The 16659-nt window shown below is 66.5% G+C and carries 9 protein-coding genes and 1 pseudogene; 1 reads left to right on the top strand and 9 read right to left on the bottom strand.

Translation table 11 applies throughout. From position 1 onward, the window contains the following. Positions 1-9 precede the first annotated feature (9 nt). Both ACVIHF_RS15875 and ACVIHF_RS15880 read right to left on the bottom strand, forming a co-directional pair. Entirely contained in the window at positions 10-834 is an 825-nt protein-coding gene (locus tag ACVIHF_RS15875) for a tetratricopeptide repeat protein (RefSeq protein WP_253608532.1), read from the bottom strand. Between the two features lie 140 nt (positions 835-974). Next, positions 975-1220 carry a PilZ domain-containing protein gene (locus tag ACVIHF_RS15880; RefSeq protein WP_026192789.1) on the bottom strand — a complete coding sequence of 82 codons (246 nt, stop codon included), beginning with the start codon at positions 1218-1220 and terminating at the stop codon, positions 975-977. 337 nt (positions 1221-1557) lie between these two features. Here ACVIHF_RS15880 and ACVIHF_RS15885 point away from each other — a divergent pair, with 337 nt between their 5' ends. Then, complete coding sequence (locus ACVIHF_RS15885) at positions 1558-3258, top strand: Na/Pi cotransporter family protein (RefSeq protein ID WP_456780488.1); 1701 nt, start codon at positions 1558-1560, stop codon at positions 3256-3258. 49 nt (positions 3259-3307) lie between these two features. Here ACVIHF_RS15885 and ACVIHF_RS15890 read toward each other — a convergent pair whose 3' ends face one another. From ACVIHF_RS15890 to ACVIHF_RS15920, 7 genes and pseudogenes are all read right to left on the bottom strand, one after another. Further along, positions 3308-5107 carry a M23 family metallopeptidase gene (locus ACVIHF_RS15890; RefSeq protein WP_456780487.1) on the bottom strand — a complete coding sequence of 600 codons (1800 nt, stop codon included), beginning with the start codon at positions 5105-5107 and terminating at the stop codon, positions 3308-3310. A gap of 203 nt (positions 5108-5310) precedes the next feature. Next, positions 5311-5649 (bottom strand): lipid-A-disaccharide synthase N-terminal domain-containing protein, encoded by a 339-nt coding sequence (locus tag ACVIHF_RS15895; protein ID WP_016845896.1) that lies wholly within the window; start codon positions 5647-5649, stop codon positions 5311-5313. Further along, complete coding sequence (locus ACVIHF_RS15900) at positions 5649-6440, bottom strand: glycosyltransferase family 2 protein (protein ID WP_456780486.1); 792 nt, start codon at positions 6438-6440, stop codon at positions 5649-5651. Before ACVIHF_RS15900 ends, ACVIHF_RS15895 begins: the two co-directional genes overlap by 1 nt. Positions 6441-6506: 66 nt before the next feature. Next, positions 6507-7352 (bottom strand): phosphatase PAP2 family protein, encoded by an 846-nt coding sequence (locus ACVIHF_RS15905; RefSeq protein WP_168858553.1) that lies wholly within the window; start codon positions 7350-7352, stop codon positions 6507-6509. Position 7353: 1 nt separating this feature from the next. Beyond that, positions 7354-9099: an ArnT family glycosyltransferase gene (locus ACVIHF_RS15910; RefSeq protein WP_456792270.1), complete on the bottom strand. Its 1746-nt coding sequence runs from the start codon at positions 9097-9099 to the stop codon at positions 7354-7356. An 82-nt stretch (positions 9100-9181) separates the two neighbouring features. Next, positions 9182-11308 (bottom strand): penicillin-binding protein 1C, encoded by a 2127-nt coding sequence (gene pbpC, locus ACVIHF_RS15915; RefSeq protein WP_456792271.1) that lies wholly within the window; start codon positions 11306-11308, stop codon positions 9182-9184. Between the two features lie 68 nt (positions 11309-11376). Further along, a pseudogene (locus ACVIHF_RS15920) lies at positions 11377-16585 on the bottom strand (alpha-2-macroglobulin family protein). Positions 16586-16659 lie beyond the last annotated feature (74 nt).

The raw sequence follows: 16659 nt of genomic DNA on the forward strand, positions 1-16659 counted from the left end.
GAAAGCGCCCTAGTCGCGGCGACTGGCTGCGACCGGGATCTTCTCGGCGTCGGCGCGGCTCGCATCCCTGCGCGCCAACAGTCGCTTCAGCGCGGCGACGTTGGCTGAACCCTGCTCCGCCGGCAAATCGGCCTTCATGATGGTTTCCGCCTCGGACTGGCGGCCCTGCAAGCCAACCACGACGGCGAGATTGGTTCGCACCCGCATGTCGCCGGGGGCGCGCTCCCGGGCACGGCGCAGCGTCTCCTCGGCCTTCGGCAGGTCCTTCGACAGCAGATAGGACAGCCCGATATTGGAGAGCACTGACGGATCGTCAGGCACGATCTTCAGCGCACTCGCATAATACTGCCGCGCCTCGTCGTGGCGATCGAGCTGGTCGAGCACGGCGCCCTGCGCCGACAGGATGCGCCAGTCCGGATCTTCCGGGGTATGCGCACGCCCGAGCACGTCGAATGCCTGCTGGAAATTGCCGTTGTCGGCGAGCGCCCGACCGTAACCTGCGAGCAGCGCCTTGTTGCTGGGCTGCGCCAGCACCGCCTGCTCCATGACGGCGACCGCCTGGGCCCGCTGGCCGGTGGCGCGCAGCGCCCGGGCGTATTTCAGCGCGGCGTCGGTGTCTTTCGGGTTGGCGCGGACGCGCTCGTGGTAGGTCGCGATGTCGCGCCGCGGATCGGCCGGGGCCGGCGTGGCCTCCGCCGTGTCGCCCAATGAGCCGGTGATGTCAGACGGGCCGGAGGTTTGACAGGCGGACAACCCGATCAGCAGGATCGCGGCAGATACCGTGCCCGCGAGACGGCGCGCGCGGCCTGAGGGTCGGGGGAATTTCTCAAACATAAAGCGAGACTCGGAACGGCGAAGGTTCCGGGATGCTCACAGCTTAACCCTAAGGTCCGGTTAAGGATGCCATCATGTCGCCGTCATCCGGTCCAGATGCGGTACCGGACGCCTTGCGAGAAAGCAGCCAAATGGCTGATTCAGTCGACGAACTGGGCGCCGAACTCGTGCCCGATTTGCCAGGCCAGCCGGCACTGACGCGGACTGCCGGTCGACAGGATGATGGTGAATTCCGGCGGGATCTCCAGATATTCGGCGATCACCTTGACGCCGCCGGCCGAAATATCGGTGATCATGCAGTCGCGTGGCAGCGACCCTGTGCCCAGCTGAATTTTGGCGACGCTCCGGCACGGGCGGCGTTCGCTCTTGCGGCGATTCATAAACATTCTGATCCCCAAGCCTTTCTGGGCAACTTCCTAGCCTATCGTCATAGCGGGGAAAGATTGGAAACTGCCTAGCGGAACCCATCGCAATTGAGCGGTCGCGTTCGAGATTCGTTTACCGGCGGCGCCCCCGCCGGGCGATACGAGCTGTGATCAATCAGAAATTGAATAGTTGAATGATCTGTGCTGCAGGTCGAATGACGTCTCCCCGATAGGCCGCCTCACTCGATAGCGTGCGTCGCTCCCGCCGTGGTCGCATGAGAACAAAAAGGGGTTGATCGCCAGTCGATAGACGATACCTATGTTCATTCGACTCGAATTCGCCGGGATGCCAGGAAGCATGGGAAGCATTGTTCTGCTCGATCTGATGGGGGGCGTGGCGCTCCTGCTGTGGGGCCTGCACATGGTCCATAGCGGGATTCTGCGCGCCTTCGGACCGGATTTGCGGCTGCTGCTCGCCCGGGCGCTGCGCAATCGCTTTACCGCCCTTGGCGCCGGCCTCGGCCTGACCGCCCTGCTCCAGAGTTCGACCGCGACTGCCCTGATCACCAGTTCCTTCGCCGCCGAAGAGATCGTCAGCCTGGTGCCGGCGCTCGCGATCATGCTCGGTGCCAATATCGGCACCACGCTGATCGTGCAGGTGCTGTCGTTCAACGTCGCTGCCATCGCGCCGGTTCTGTTCATCGTCGGCCTCGTTGCGTTCCGCAGCGGGCCGCGCTCCCGGATCAAGGATCTCGGCCGCGTCTCGATCGGCCTCGGCCTGATGCTGCTGGCCCTGCACATCCTGCTCGATACGATGGCGCCCGCCGAGAATGCCCCGGGCGTGCGCGTGTTCCTGGGCGCGATCACCGGCGATCCCGTGCTCTGCATCCTGATCGGCGCCGTCGTCACCTGGCTGGTCCATTCCAGTGTCGCCAGCGTGCTGCTGGTGATGTCGCTGGCCTTTTCCCAGTTCATCTCGCCCTATGCCGCATTTGCGCTGGTGCTCGGCGCCAACCTCGGCAGTGCCATCAATCCGCTGCTGGAGGGCGCGCGGCGCGACAATCCGGCGAGCTACCGGCTGCCGGTCGGCAATCTCGTCAACCGCGTCGTCGGCATCCTGCTGGTGGCGCCGTTCCTGCGCCCGATCACCGAGATCATCTACGCCTGGCAGCCCGATCTCGCCAAGGCGACTGCGCTGTTCCACATCGCCTTCAACGTCGCGACCGCGCTGCTGTTCATCGGCGTGCTCGACCACATGGCGCGGCTGCTCGAGCGTCTGCTGCCGAAGCGAGCGCAGGAGACCGATCCATCACGGCCGCGCTATCTCGACGAGAGTGCGCTGGAGACGCCTTCACTGGCGCTGGCCGATGCGGCGCGCGAGGTGCTGCATATGGGCGATCACACCGAGGCCATGCTGCGCAAGGTGATGGCGGCGATGCTGACCAACGATCGCGCCCTGGTCGACCAGGTGTCGAAGATGGACAACACCGTCGACCGGCTGAACGAGGCGATCAAGCTTTACGTCACGAAACTCACCCGCGGCAGCCTGGACGAGCGCGAGGGCCAGCGCGCGATGGAGATCGTCGCGTTCGCGATCAATCTCGAGCATATCGGCGACATCATCGACAAGAACCTGAGCGAGCTCGCAACCAAGAAGATCAAGCATCGCCTGCAATTCTCCAGCGAAGGCGCCGAGGAATTGTCGGCGTTCCATAAGCGCACGATCGACTCGCTGCGGATCGCGTTCGGCGTGTTCATGTCGGGCGATGCCAACGAGGCGCGCAAGCTGCTCACCGAGAAGGCGGCGCTGCGCGCGGCCGAATTGGCCGCCGTCGAGCGTCATCTGGAGCGCCTGCGCGAAGGCCGGCCCGAAACCATCGAGACCACTTCGCTGCATCTCGACGTGCTGCGCGACCTTCGCCGCATCCATTCGCACATCTGCTCGGTTGCCTATCCCGTTCTCGATGCCGCCGGCGAGACCGCCGCCGATCGCGAGAGCACCACCATGGAAGCGACCGAGGTTGCGGCGCCCGCGGCTTCGAGCTCTCCGGGTTCCTAACGCCGGCAAGGCCCGCCGCGCCGGCATGGCGTGATGCGATCTGCGCTCGCTATGTCGGCGGCCGATGTTCGGAGCCGGAACGCCGCTGCGGAAGCGCAGAAACCGCAGCGAGTTGGTTGATGCTGTCACGCTGGCGATCGAAGGCCCCGAGCAGATCCCCTTGCAGCAGCCGGCCGCCCGACAGCTTCATCCGAAGCGGATCGACGTTGCGGCCGTTGATCCGCACCTCGTAATAAAGGTGCGGTCCGGTCGAGAGCCCGGTCGATCCGACAAAGGCGATCGTCTCGCCCTGACGGACGCGGTCTCCGATCTTCAGCCCGGGCGGGAAGCTCGCGACGTGGGCATAGGTCGTCTCATAGCCGCGGTCGTGCCGCACGCGGATATATTTCCCGTACCCGCGTTCGTACCCTTCGGTCTCGACGACGCCGGCGCCCGCGGCCGCGATGGGCGACCCATAGGGCGCTGCATAATCAACGCCCTCATGGAAGCGGCGGTCGCCAAGGATCGGATGAATCCGCCAACCAAAGCCGTCGCCGAGCCGCCCGCTCACGACCGGCTTGCGCAACAGGAATTTGGTGATGGACTGGCCGGTCTCATCATAGAAATCGGAGCTGCCATCGTCCGGCGCCGTGAAGCGATAGTACCGGCGGGTCTGCCCGCCCGCCGTCAAATCGATGAAGACCAACTCCGGCTGACCGATGTCGTTCGGCGCGTAGATGATCTCGGCCACATCGGCGTCGCCGAGCGGCTCGTCGAGATCGAAATCGCGGCCACAGAGCCGCATCAGTTCAGCAACGATCCCCTGGTCGACGTGGTTGGAGCGCGCAAGCGCGTCAAGGCCGTCACGCAGTGTTTCGCCCGGAACGGAATGCGTATCGATCGACTCACGCAGCGGGCTCTCGCTGCGCGCGGCGATGTCGGGCTGTTCGGGCGCGATCGGCTGGTATTGGCCGCCATCGGTGCGACCGACGGCGGACACATCGGAGCCGGCGCGTTCGATCGACACCTTCGCGACATGGCCGCGCGGCGAACCGGCGTCTTCGCCTTGTTCGATGACCGTGATTTTCTCGCCACCGGACAGCGTCTCCAGAGCGCCAGGCGACGGGAAAGCCGCCAGGATCGCCGGCGCGTCCTCCGCGGCCGCCGCCAGCGCCCGCAGAATGGCGGACAGCGTGTCGCCGCTCCTCGCGATAATGACATGTCGACGGTGACGCGACGACGTAGGCGACTTCGGAAGGTTGGTGACGTTGACAGCCTCGCCGATCGGAGCCGGCGGATGCGGCACGTCTTCACCGTCAGCATAGGCGCTGGTGCCGCCCGGCAGCGGGCGCCGCGCTGGACCTGTCCGTATGATGGCCGGCAGCTCCGACAGCAGGTCGCGTTGCGAGCCCGCTCGCGCGTCGTCCTTTTCGTCTCCCCGCGCTTCCTGGTGTGGCGCGAGATCGATCTCCGCGAGCCGCGCTGACACGCGGGTAAATCGACGGACCGCGCCGGCATCGCTCAGCTGCTCAATCTTGAGCGCAGCGGAATTGCCCTGCGGGCCGAGCCTCCGGTCGAGACGATCGCCGCGTCGCGCCTCGTCAACCACCTGCCCTGCAAAGCGCGGAAGTGACACGTCCGGCGCGGCTGCGAATCGCGCGTGATCGCCAAACGCCCCACGAAGCGCACCGGCAAGAAGAGCGACGGCGGCGGATCCGATCAGAATCGTCCCCGCCATCCAGCGGAGACTGACGGCGCGCCGGTCAGGCAATTTGCGCTCGCCGGTGAGCGGTGGCTCGTCAAGCGACGGAATATTGCGGACGGTCGATAGATAACCAGCCGCTTTCGTCGCTTCGTCACGGCTGGTCATCAACGCCCCTCATCCCCTGGGGCACGGTCTCGAGATGCCGCCACGCCCACGGCAAGCCGTAGATGCCATGCGGCTTGGGGCGAATGTTTGACCTTGGTTCAGATTCGGTCGCAATTGATGCCGGGCTGAGCCCGATGCTGGAATCTATCGAGCTTCCCGAACAAGGCCCGGCATACCGCTCGCCGCTCCGACGATGACGGCAATCAGCTGTCGAGCGTTTTCGACCCGCGGCCGCGGTTCTTCACGATCAGCATGATGTTGCGGATGTAGATCAGCGTGGCGAGACCCTGCCCGATGATGATGACGGGCTCGCGCTTGGCAAGCCCATAGATCAGCGTCATCAGGCCGCCGCCCATCGAAAAGAACCAGAACGCCATCGGCACCACGCTCTGGCCGGCGCGTTCGCTGGAGATCCACTGCACGAGGAAGCGCGCGGTGAAGAACAATTGCGCGATCAGTCCGAACGCCAGCCAGAAGTCGAACTTGGCGATGAACACGTCGTAGAGATAGGCGCTCAGCGCCTGACCGTACTGAATCAGCATCACTTCACCTCGGTCACGCCCGGCACACCAGTGACATCGGGCACTTCAGCGACCACTTCAGTGACGACCGGCGTCGGCTTCTTGCGGCGGATCAGCCACCACACGCCGGCGAGATCCATGATCCCGATCCAGAGCCGGTCGAAGAATCCATAGTTCGACACGCCGGAATGGCGCGGCCGGTCGACGACGTCGACATAGGCAATCGTCAGCCCCTCGCGGCGGACCAGTGCCGGAAGAAAACGATGCAGCCCGTCGAAGTAAGGCATCGCCAGAAACACCTCGCGCGGAAACGCCTTCAGGCCGCATCCGGTGTCGCGGGTGCCGTCGCGCAGGATGATGCCGCGCACCGTGTTGGCGATGCGCGATTGCAGCTTCTTGAAGCCGGTGTCCTTGCGCCCGACGCGCTGGCCCGCGGCGAGGCCGACGCGGCCGTTGCCACTCTCGACCGCCGCGATCAGGTCCGGCAAGAAGGCGGGATTGTTCTGCCCGTCACCGTCGAGCGTCGCCACGATCGCGCCGCGCGCGGCGCGCACGCCGCTGCGCACGGCCGCCGACTGGCCCGACGAGACCGCGTGGCGGAGCTGCCGGAGATTGGGCCGCCCGGCCATGACCCCGCTCAGCCGCTCGCCGGTGGCATCCGTCGAGCCGTCATTGACGTAGACGATCTCGTAAGCCCAGCGTCCGTCGAGCGCGGCCGCGATCTCGGCGATCAACGGCGCGATATTGTCCGCCTCGTTGCGCACAGGCACGACGATGGAAACGGCGACCGGCGTCTGATCGGGAGCAGGCAAATCGGCACTCGTGGTTGGTGTTGTCGGCGATGGAACCAGCCCGATCCGGCCGTCGGGCGACCGCTTTTATGGGGCGAAGGCGCTCCTCGCAACCCTTTTGAGACGCCCGTCCGACGGTCCTGACAGCGCCACCACAGTGCCGTCGCGATGAATGGCAAAACCAAGGCGGCGGGCGGCGAACCAGTAGCGCACGACCATTGCGCCGATCACCCCGACCAGCGCGCCGGCCACCACGTCGCTCGGATGATGCGCCAGCAGCACGAGCCGGGTTGCGGCGATGACCAGCGCATAGACCAGCATCGCGAACCGCGCGCCCGGCCACACCGCGGATATGGCAAAGGCCAGCGCGAACGCCGTGATCGAATGTCCCGACGGAAAGCTCGAATAGGCCTCGGTGCCGGCGAAATGCTGGAAGTTGAAGGCATTGGCCTTGCCGCCGACAAAGGGCCGCCCGCGGCCGACGATCCACTTGATCAATTCGCCGACAGCGACCGAGAGCACGACCGACAGAAACAGGTATTGCAGCCTTGTCCCGAAGCCAAGCAAGGTGGCGCGCGGCACGCCGCGCAGCGCAGGCGCCGCCAGCGCGACCACGATCAGCAGCAGGCCAAGCGCGCACAGCACATACTCGTCCTTGCCGAAATCGGTGAGCGTCTTCACCCACCACAGACCTGGCGTGCCGCGTGGCGGCATCAGACTGATCTCGGTGACATCGAACGCATACATCAGCGTGATGATCACGGCGCCGACGATGACGACGAGCAAAAGTCCGTGGCGCGCGGAGCGGCGAGCCGCCTCGGCACGGCGCGAATGCGACGGCGCCCGCACGAGCTGGGCAAAGGACAGCCAAACCAGCGTCAGCAATCGTCCGAAATAGTTGGCGGATTCCGGGTTGGCTGGCAGCGCCGGCATGTCATTCCGTCCCTTCGGAACGGAAGATCGCGATCGAGACCGCCTTGCCCTGCGAGATGTTGTAGCCCTCGACGCGCACCGGCGCGTTGTAGCGCAGGCCAATCGCCTCGGCGCGCTGCACGAAGGCGCGCTCCGAGCGCTGTTCGACCAGCGCGAAGCGGCAGGAGCCCTGCCCGAGGAAATCCGCGGCGCCCGATCCGTCGGTGAGCAGCGTCGAGGTATCGGTCATGAACACGAGGCTCGGCTCGTGGAAACCGGCGGCTGCCGCCTTCGGGCCGACGCAGGTCACGTTACGCAAGGCGCGTGCGACCTCCTGGCTCGGAAATACGGTGGTGAGCCGCGGCAGCACCACGCCATAGGTGCCGGCTGCCATCAGCACCGCGGCAATCACCGCATTGAGCAGCGAGCGCTCGGCGCGGCTGTCCTCGAACAACCACCACGCGATCAGGCCGAACACCATCGCGACGGCGAACAACGGCCAGGCCGGAAACACCGGCTGATGGATCGCCTTGATGGCGCCGACGATCACCAGCACCGCGCCGAATGCGGGGATCGCGAACCACCAGGCGGCGCCGCGCAACAGCCAGGGCGAGCGCGACAGCACGCGCCGCTCCAGCGCGCCGACGGTCAGGATCGCGATCGCCGGATAGAGCGGCAGCACGTAGTGCGGCAGCTTGGTCAGCACGGCCTCGAACACGATCCAGGACGGGATCAGCCAGGCCAGCAGGAACTGCGCACCGGGCTCGCGCCGCGCCCGCCACACCGCAGGCGCCGCCATGCCGGCCAGCGGCGCACCGGGCCAGAACGTGATCCAGAACAGCAGCAGATAGAGTCCAGGCGGCGCACCATGGGATTCCTGCGCACCGAGCTTGCTCAGCATGTCGCCGCCGACCGAGTCGGCAAAGAAGGTCTCGCCGGCGCGCAGGAAAATCAGCACGAACCACGGCAGCACCAGCACCAGGGTCCACATCAGGCCCCAGACCGGGCGCATGCGCCAGAACCAGGCCGCCGATCGGTCGAGAATCGCAAGCCCCGCCATCGCAAGGCCGACGAACATCAGGATCAGCGGCCCCTTGAGCAGGATGCCGACCGCCAGTGCCGTCCAGAAGACCGCGGGCGGACCCCATGACGGGTGTGCGGGATCCTCGCCGCGCTGCCACGACAGATAGACTCGCGCCATCGCGCCCATCGCCGCGGTGACTGTCAGCAGCAGCATCGCGTCGGTCTTGGCGAGCCGCGCTTCGACCCCGAGCAGTACGCAGCTTGCCATCATCAGGGCGGCCAGCACCGCCCCCTGCCGCGTCACGAAGGCCAGCGCGGTCCAATAGGTCAGCAAAACGGCGCCGATGGCGCCGATCAGGGACGGCAGGCGGTACACCCAGATGCGGACCTGGGCGCGCGGCACCCCGAGCGCGGAGACGGTCTTCAGCGCAGCCGCCTGCATCCAGTAGATGCCAACCGGTTTCTTGTAACGGACGTCGTCCTGGAAGCGGATGTCGACGAAATCGCCACTCTCGACCATCTGCTTGGTCGCCTGGGCAAAGCGGACCTCGTCACGGTCGATCGGCGGGATGGTGAAGAACCCCGGCAGGAACAGCACCAGGCAGGTCAGCGTCAGGAACAGGATCGAACGCCATTGGCTGGCCGTTGCGAACTCGAACGCCATGAACAGCCTGCGGCTCGAATGCGCAGGTTTTACAGACTGTTGCCCTGCTCCGAAGCGCCGGGGTTGGAGGCCATCCACCATGGGTTTCGCATACGATGAAACCGCACCGCAAACAACTGTGCTGTTCCGCTTTCCGACCGTGCCGCTTCGCTTTCCCGTGCGATCATTGCACGCGGATCACAACGGTATCCGCGGCCCCCGTGGCGTCGATCACGGTGAGCCGCGCGAAGCCCGGCCCGGGCGGCTCGATCAGGCGCTGGCGCCGGCTGTCGATGTCCCCGGCTGAGACACCATTCACAAGGACCGTCAGCGGCAGCACCCCGCCGGCGACCTTGACCGGCAGCGCGGCATTGCGGCCGCCCTCGGATTGATCGACATCGATGCGCGAGCCGTTCAGCGGAAACTGGATGTGCGGAGCCTGGTCGTTGCCGCTACGGACCAGTTCGCCGAGCGGCCGGAAGCGGCGCAGCGGCGGCGGCAGTTTCGCGTTGGATGCGACCAGCACGCCGCGTGGCGGCTTCGGCAATGCCGCCGGGATTTTGCCGGTGCGTGCAAAGGCGTCGAACAGGATCGGCGCCGCGGCGGTGCGGCCAACCAGACCCGTCACCGGCGCGCCGTCGGGACGGCCGACCCAGACGCCGATCGTGACGCGGCCGTCGAAGCCGACCGACCAGGCATCGCGATAGCCATAGCTGGTGCCGGTCTTGAACGCGATCCGGTTGTGCACGCCGTTCTCCGGCGGCGGCGTGCCGAGCAGGACGTTGCCGACCTGCCAGGCCGCAGCCTGATCCATCAGCCGCATCGTGTCGCGGCTGTCATTCTCCTGCATGATCTCGCGCAACGGTTTAGTCGCGCCGAGCCGTGCCAGGCCGGAATAGAGCTGAGCGAGATCCTGCAACGTGATGCCGACACCGCCGAGACCCATCGCAAGGCCCGGCGCCTCGTCCTTCGGCAGCACGAGACTGGTGCCGGCCTGCTTCAGCCGCGACGACAGCCGGCTGGCACCGACCCGGTCGAGCAGCGCGATCGCCGGCACGTTGAGCGACAATTGCAGCGCCTTGCGGATCGGCACCGTGCCCTGGAACGTCATGTCGAAATTTTCCGGCGCGTAGGTGCCGAAGCGGATCGGCCGGTCCTCGATCAGGCTGTCGGGATGGACAAAGCCATCCTCGAAGGCAAGGCCATAGATGAACGGCTTCAAGGTCGAGCCCGGCGAGCGCACCGCGCGCGTCATGTCGACCTGCCCGGCCCGCCGCTCATCGAAATAATCCGCCGAGCCGACGCGCGCGAGCACGTCGCCCGTCTCATTGTCGACCACGACGATCGCAACCGAGACGTCAGGCCCCTGCGCGATGGCGCGGTCGCGCGCAAGCGCCTCCAGGTTCCGTTGTAGCGCGGCGTCGAGCGTCAGCTTGATGACGGGCGCATCCTTCATCGTCGCGATCGCCTGATCGGACGAATGCGGCGCCAGGATCGGAATCTGCTTGCGCATCTTCGGCACCGCCGTCGCCGTGGCCTGCGCGGCATCGTCCTTCGACACCACGCCATCCTCGACCATGCGCTCGAGCACGCGGTCGCGGGCGGCGTGGGCGGCGTCGGGGTAACGATCGAGCCGCCGCCGCTCCGGCGATTGCGGCAGCGCCACCAGCAGCGCGGCTTCGGCGAGCGACAGCCGCTTCGGCTCCTTGCCGAAATAGGCGATCGAGGCGGCGCGGACGCCCTCGAGATTGCCGCCGAACGGTGCCAGCGCGAGATAGAGATCGAGGATCTGGTCCTTCGAGAGCTGCCGCTCCAGTTCGACCGCCCGCACCATCTGCCGCAGCTTTGCGTAGACCGAGCGCTGGTGGCGCGGCTCGATCAGCCGCGCCAGCTGCATCGTGATCGTCGAACCGCCCGAGACGATATGACCGCTGGTGAGAAGCTGGAATGCGGCGCGCGACAGCGCCAGCGGATCGATGCCGTGATGCTCATAGAAGCGCTTGTCCTCATAGGCGAACAAGAGCTTCAGATAGGTGGGATCGACTGACGTCTTCGCATCGACCGGCAGCCGCCAGCGCCCGTCCGTCATCGCATAGGCGCGGAGCAACTTGCCGTTGCGATCGATCACCGTGGTCGAGACCTGCTGCGCTTTGTCGAGCGGCAACGGCCCGAGCGAAACGATCCAGGCGGCGAAGGCGCCGGTGATCGCAATAAGGACGACGGCCATTGCGGCCGCGACGCGGAGCGCCAGCCGCCCGCTGCGCTTGTCATGCCCGGGCTTGACCCGGGCATCCACATCCTTCGTTCGCATGGACGCGCCTATGAATGGCCGGGTCAAGCCCGGCCATGACGAGAAGAGTTTGCGCCGCGCGTCCTTGTTCATTTCGCCGGCTTCACCTCAACCGCACCGGTTCCGCTGCGGCCATAGCGCGAGGGATTGTACATGTCCTCGACATAGGCCTGCGGCAGCACATATTTGCCCGGCGACACCGCGCGCACGACATAGGCGACCGTAAACACCGCTTTGTCGTTGGCGCCCCGATCGATCGCCGCCGTGAAGCGGTCATCGCGGAACTCGGTGTTCTTCGGCTCGACGCCGTCCTCGATCCACGCGAGCGTGCCGGAATCCCCCGATGACACCAAGTTCGGGTTGTCGATCTCGAGCCCGGCCGGCAGATAGTCGGCCACCATGATGTGACCGAACTCCGGTTTGGCTTCCGTCACCTTCAGGACAACCGCGAAGCGGTCATTCTGTTTCGCCTTGGTGACATCGGCCGGCTTGCCGTCGAGCGTGAAATAGCTGCGCTCGATCTTGAAGCCGTTGGAGGCCGCCGGCTCCGGCGTGACCGGCGAGCCCGACACCGAGATCACCGCCTGCACCGGCGCATCGCCGGTATTGGTGATCCTGAGCGGCTGGCCGGTCATCTCCTCGGCCTTGTAGCTGCGATAGACCGCGGTCTTGACCGGCTGGCCGTTGATGTCGAGCGCCAGCGTCTCCTTGGCGAGCGCCCGCGCCGCCAGCACCATCCACGCATTTTCCTGCGTCGAGGTGTAGGGCGACAGTCCCCGCGCCGCCTCGACCCGCAGCACGGCTTGGGTCAGCGTGGTGCGCGGTGCATTGCCTTCGCCAGCGAGCGAGACCAGCGCAGCAGAATCGCGCAGCGCCGAGCCGTAGTCGACCCGGCCGAACTCGATCACGGGTTTCGGGTTCAGCGCATCGAGCGCGGCACCATAGACCCGCTCGGCCCTCGCCTTGTCGCCGACCAGCGCCAGCGCCGCCGCAAGCTGGGCCTTGGAGATCGGGGTCGCCAGATTGTTCAGCTTGGTGTCGGCGAGATAGCGCAGATCACCGATCGGCGCCGCGCCGTTGCGCGCGAGCACATAGAGGCCGTAGGCCAGATCGCGGCCGCCGTCCTTCTCCGGCTCGTTGGCATTGACCACCGAGTTCCTGACGCGGTCGAGCGCGTTCTTGAACAGCACGTCCGGCACCGCAAAGCCCTTTTCGCGGGCCCGGGTCAGGAAGTCTGTGACGTAGGCATCGAGCCAGGCTTCGTCGCCGCCCGCCGACCACAGGCCAAACGAGCCGTTGGACCCCTGTCGAGCGAGGAGCCGCTCGATCGCGTCGCGGATGCGCTGGTCGACCGCGGTGTCCATCGCAAGATGGGCACCGGCGGCGAGATCATTGACATAGAGCAACGGCAACGCGCGGCTCGTGATCTGCTCGGAGCAGCCATACGGGTAGCGGTCGAGCGCCTTCAGAATGCTCGCGGCATCGAGCGCGGTCGACAGGCTCGCCGAGACCGAAACGCTGCCGGTACCCGGCACAAGATCGGAGAACATGTCCGAGGTCAGCGTCAGGCTTTCGCCCTTCGCCAGCGTGCGGATCGAACGGCGCGCCAGAACCTGGGTCGCCGGCTTGACGTCGAGCGCATAATGCCGCGCCAGCGTCAGCCCGTTCGGCCCGGAGATGTCGACGTCGAACTCGGCACGTCCGGCGCCGCCGGCCTCGAGGCCCAGCGACAGCGAGGAGCGCTGCTTGGCGGCGAGCTTCGCCGTCGTGGTCGAATTGCCGGAAGCCTTGATCGGGCCGCTCGCCTTGACGCTGATGGCATAGTTGCCGGCCGCACCTTCGACATTGTCGATATCCATGCTGATGGTGCCCTTGTCACCGGTCAGCAGGAAGCGCGGCAAGGTCGCGGTCACCACCACGGGATCGCGCACGATCACGTCGACATTGGCGCGGCCGACCTTGGTTGCGCTCCACGCCACCGCCATCACCCGCGCGGTGCCGGCAAATTCCGGGATATCAAAGCTCACCTCGGCCGTCCCGTCAGGCCCGACCGTGAGGATGCCGGAATAGAGCGCGAGCGGCTTCTGCGTTGGCGGCGAGCCCTGCAGCTCGGCGCCGGCAGAGTCGCCGCCGCTGCGGATCTGGCCGCGGGTACCTTGCATGCCGTCGATCAGCTGGCCGTAGAGGTCGCGGATCTCGGCGGTCAGACGGCGCTGGCCGAGATAGTAGTCGTCCGGCGCCGGCGGCTTGTAATTGGTCAAATTGAGAATGCCGACATCAACCGCGGCCAGCACCACCTTGGCGTCCTCGCCGGGATTGAGCCCGCCGAGCTTGACCGGGATCTTCAGTGTCGAGCCCGGCCGCACCAACGCGGGCGGCGACAGTTCGACGGCAAGCGTGCGCGCTTTCTTGTCGATGCCGAACCATTTCAGTCCGATCGCGCGGCCGGGCATGCGCCCGGCGGCGGCATCGAGCGGACGGCGCAACGTCGTCATGACATACGCGCCGGTGCCCCAGTCCTTGCCGACGGGGAGCTTGACCTGCCGGGTGCCCTCCGTGACGTCGACGCTTTGGGTGGTCAGCAGGCGGTCGCCAAGCACATAGACCGTCAGCTTGCCTGACGTGCGCGCATTGACCGACACGGTCATCGTGTCGCCCGAGGCATATTCCGGCTTGTCGATCGAGGTTTCCAATAGATCGGGCGTGTCGGCGCTGCCGTCGGAATACCAGCCGACGTCGAACTGCACCGAGGTGACGGGGCCGTCGGCGTCGGTCGATTTCACGTCGAGCCGGTAGCGGCCGGGCTGCGGCTGGAAGGCCAGGCGCATCGGCTTGTCGGCCGCGAGGTTGACGTCGCCATCGGCGACGCGGTGGGTCGACTTGACCGGCTCATACTGCCAGGACGAATTCTGCCGGTACCACTGGTAACGCGACTCCAGCTTCAACAGCTCGTAGCGCAGCCCGTTGCGCGGCAGCTGCTTGCCGTCGGGCGCGACGAACACGACGTCGAACTCGGCCTTGTCGCCCTCGGCCACGCTCTTGTCGCCGAACAGCGGCTTGACGCCGATCAGCGAGGCGCCAGGGGCCACCGGCAGCACGATCTTGCGTTCCACCGAGCGGCCGCCGGTCTCCGCCATGCGGATGTAGATCTGGGCTCTCCTGTGGCCGCGTCGAGGTCGGCACCTTCTCGAGCTTCACCGGAAAGGTCGCCGCGCCGTTGGCATCGGCCTCCGGCAGGTCCTCGATCGGGATCCGCTCGTTGCTCGCGGTCTGCTCGTCGTCGACGCCGAACTGATAGCCGGCATAACCGGGCCGGCCGTTCGCCGCGGGCGCTACCAGCATGTCGCCCTCGAGCTGCAGGCCCGAGGCCGGCGCGCCGTAGAGGAAATGGCCGGAGACCTGAAGCTCCACTGGAACTTCAGCTTTGATCACCTTCTCCTTGCTGGTCAGATCGAATTCGACCCGTTCGGGAATGTAATCCTCGACCATGAAGGTGGTCTCGCCGACCGACGAGCCTTTCGGATCGGTAAAGACGCGGGCGCGCCAGGTGCCGGTCGGCACCGCAGAGTTCAACGCCACCGCCAGCATCCGGCCGCCGGCGCCCTGGTCGGGCAGCACGGCGCGGCGGAATTCGACGCCGTCGGGGCGCTCGATCACCATGGTCAGCGGCGTCCCGGTCAGGGCATTGCCCTGCCCGTCGCGCAACAGCGCGGTCAGATAGACGGTCTCGCTGGAGCGGTAGACGCCACGCTCGGCGTAGACGAAGGCGTCCGCGCCGGCCGGGATCGCCCGGCCCGCGACGCCGCGGTCGGTGAGGTCGAACGCATTGGTCTTCAGGCTCAAGAAGGCGTAGTCGGCCTTCTCGCCCATGACCGTCAGCAGTGCCGGCGACAACCCGCCCTCGCCCCGGGCCAGGCCTTGCTCGAACAGCACATGGCCGGCGGCATCGGTCTTGCGGGTCGCCAGGATCTCGTTGTTGCGGGCGACTAGTTTCACGTCGGCGTTGGCGACCGGTTCGGTCGAAGCCAGCGAGTTGACAAAGACGTGGATACCGTCATTGCCGGAGAAGGCCGACAGGCCCATGTCCGAGACGATGAACCATTGCGTCGCCAGCGTGCCGTCGTCATCGGTGCCCGGCCCCTTGGCCGCGGCGGTCATGACATAGACACCGGGTTGCAGGTCGCCGAGCGCCTGGTCGACCGGAAACGCCGTGACGACGTCCTGGTTCAGCGTGGTCGCTGTCGCAAGCTCGCCGGACCACACCTTGACGCCGCGCTGGTCGCCGAGATCGGAGAGCTGATAGCGGCTCAGCGTGCTCTGGAAGTCGCTGTCGATCACCGTGTTGATCAGGTTGCGGTCGCCGATCCGGAAGACGTCGACCTTGACCGCCGGCGTGTTGACGCTGACCACCGGGATACCGCGCTGTCCGGTCCGCGGCAGCACATAGGCCCGCCCGGTGAACCGCACGAACGGCTTGCGGTCGCGGACATAGATGTTGAACTCGGCCGATTTCGGCAGGGTCTCCTTGACGGTCGACGGCAGGCCGGCGCGCAGATTGATGTTGTAGCGCTCGCCGTGCTTGAGCCCGTCGACGCAGAGCTGCTGGCCCTCCGCCGACAAGGCCGGCTTGTCGGTGCCGGCGAGCGCGAGATACGGCGCGAAGTCGACACGCTTGGCGAGTTCCTCCGAGAACTGGAAGCAGGCCCGCGGCGAGGCGGCGTCGGAATCGACGGTATAATCGAGCAGCCGGAAACCGTGCTCGTCGCGCATCTTCTCGTACTGGCCGCGGACATCGGCGACCTCGCGCATGTCGAGCGACAGCCGCAAGCTGTCCAGCGCCGGGCGCCACAGCTTGCGCTCGGCAAGCGCTTTGCCGAGCACGGCCAGCGCGTCCGCCTCCTCGCCCGCATTGCCGGCGCGCTGATAGGCGATGTAGGCGGCAGTGGAGGCGCGCTCCATCAGGAACGTCTGTTCGCTGGAGCTCGCCGACCGGATCTGGAAGATCGTCCTGGCGAGGCGCAGCCAGTTGGCGCCGTCCTCGGGCGTGGTCGCCGCGATCTGGCCGAGGATCTGCAGCCCGCCGCGGAAATCATTGCGCTTGAACGCGGCGTCGGCGTCGGTGCGCAGGGTCGCGGCCGACTTGTTGACCGCGCCGGCCTCGTTCTTGATCTGGGCTTCCAGCTTGATCGCGGAATCGGCGAGATCGTCGCGCTTGAAGGCCTTGTCCGCGGCCTGGGCGCCCACCAGGGCGAGCAGCAGCGTGGCGCATATCGTGGCGGCACGAACCAATCCGATCATGATGGAGCTCCTGAACGCCCCGCGGTCGAACGCCGCGTTGGGGCCAAAAGTGCGCGAAAAGGTGACGGAGTGAA

This window comes from Bradyrhizobium sp. USDA 4506, from assembly GCF_054058795.1.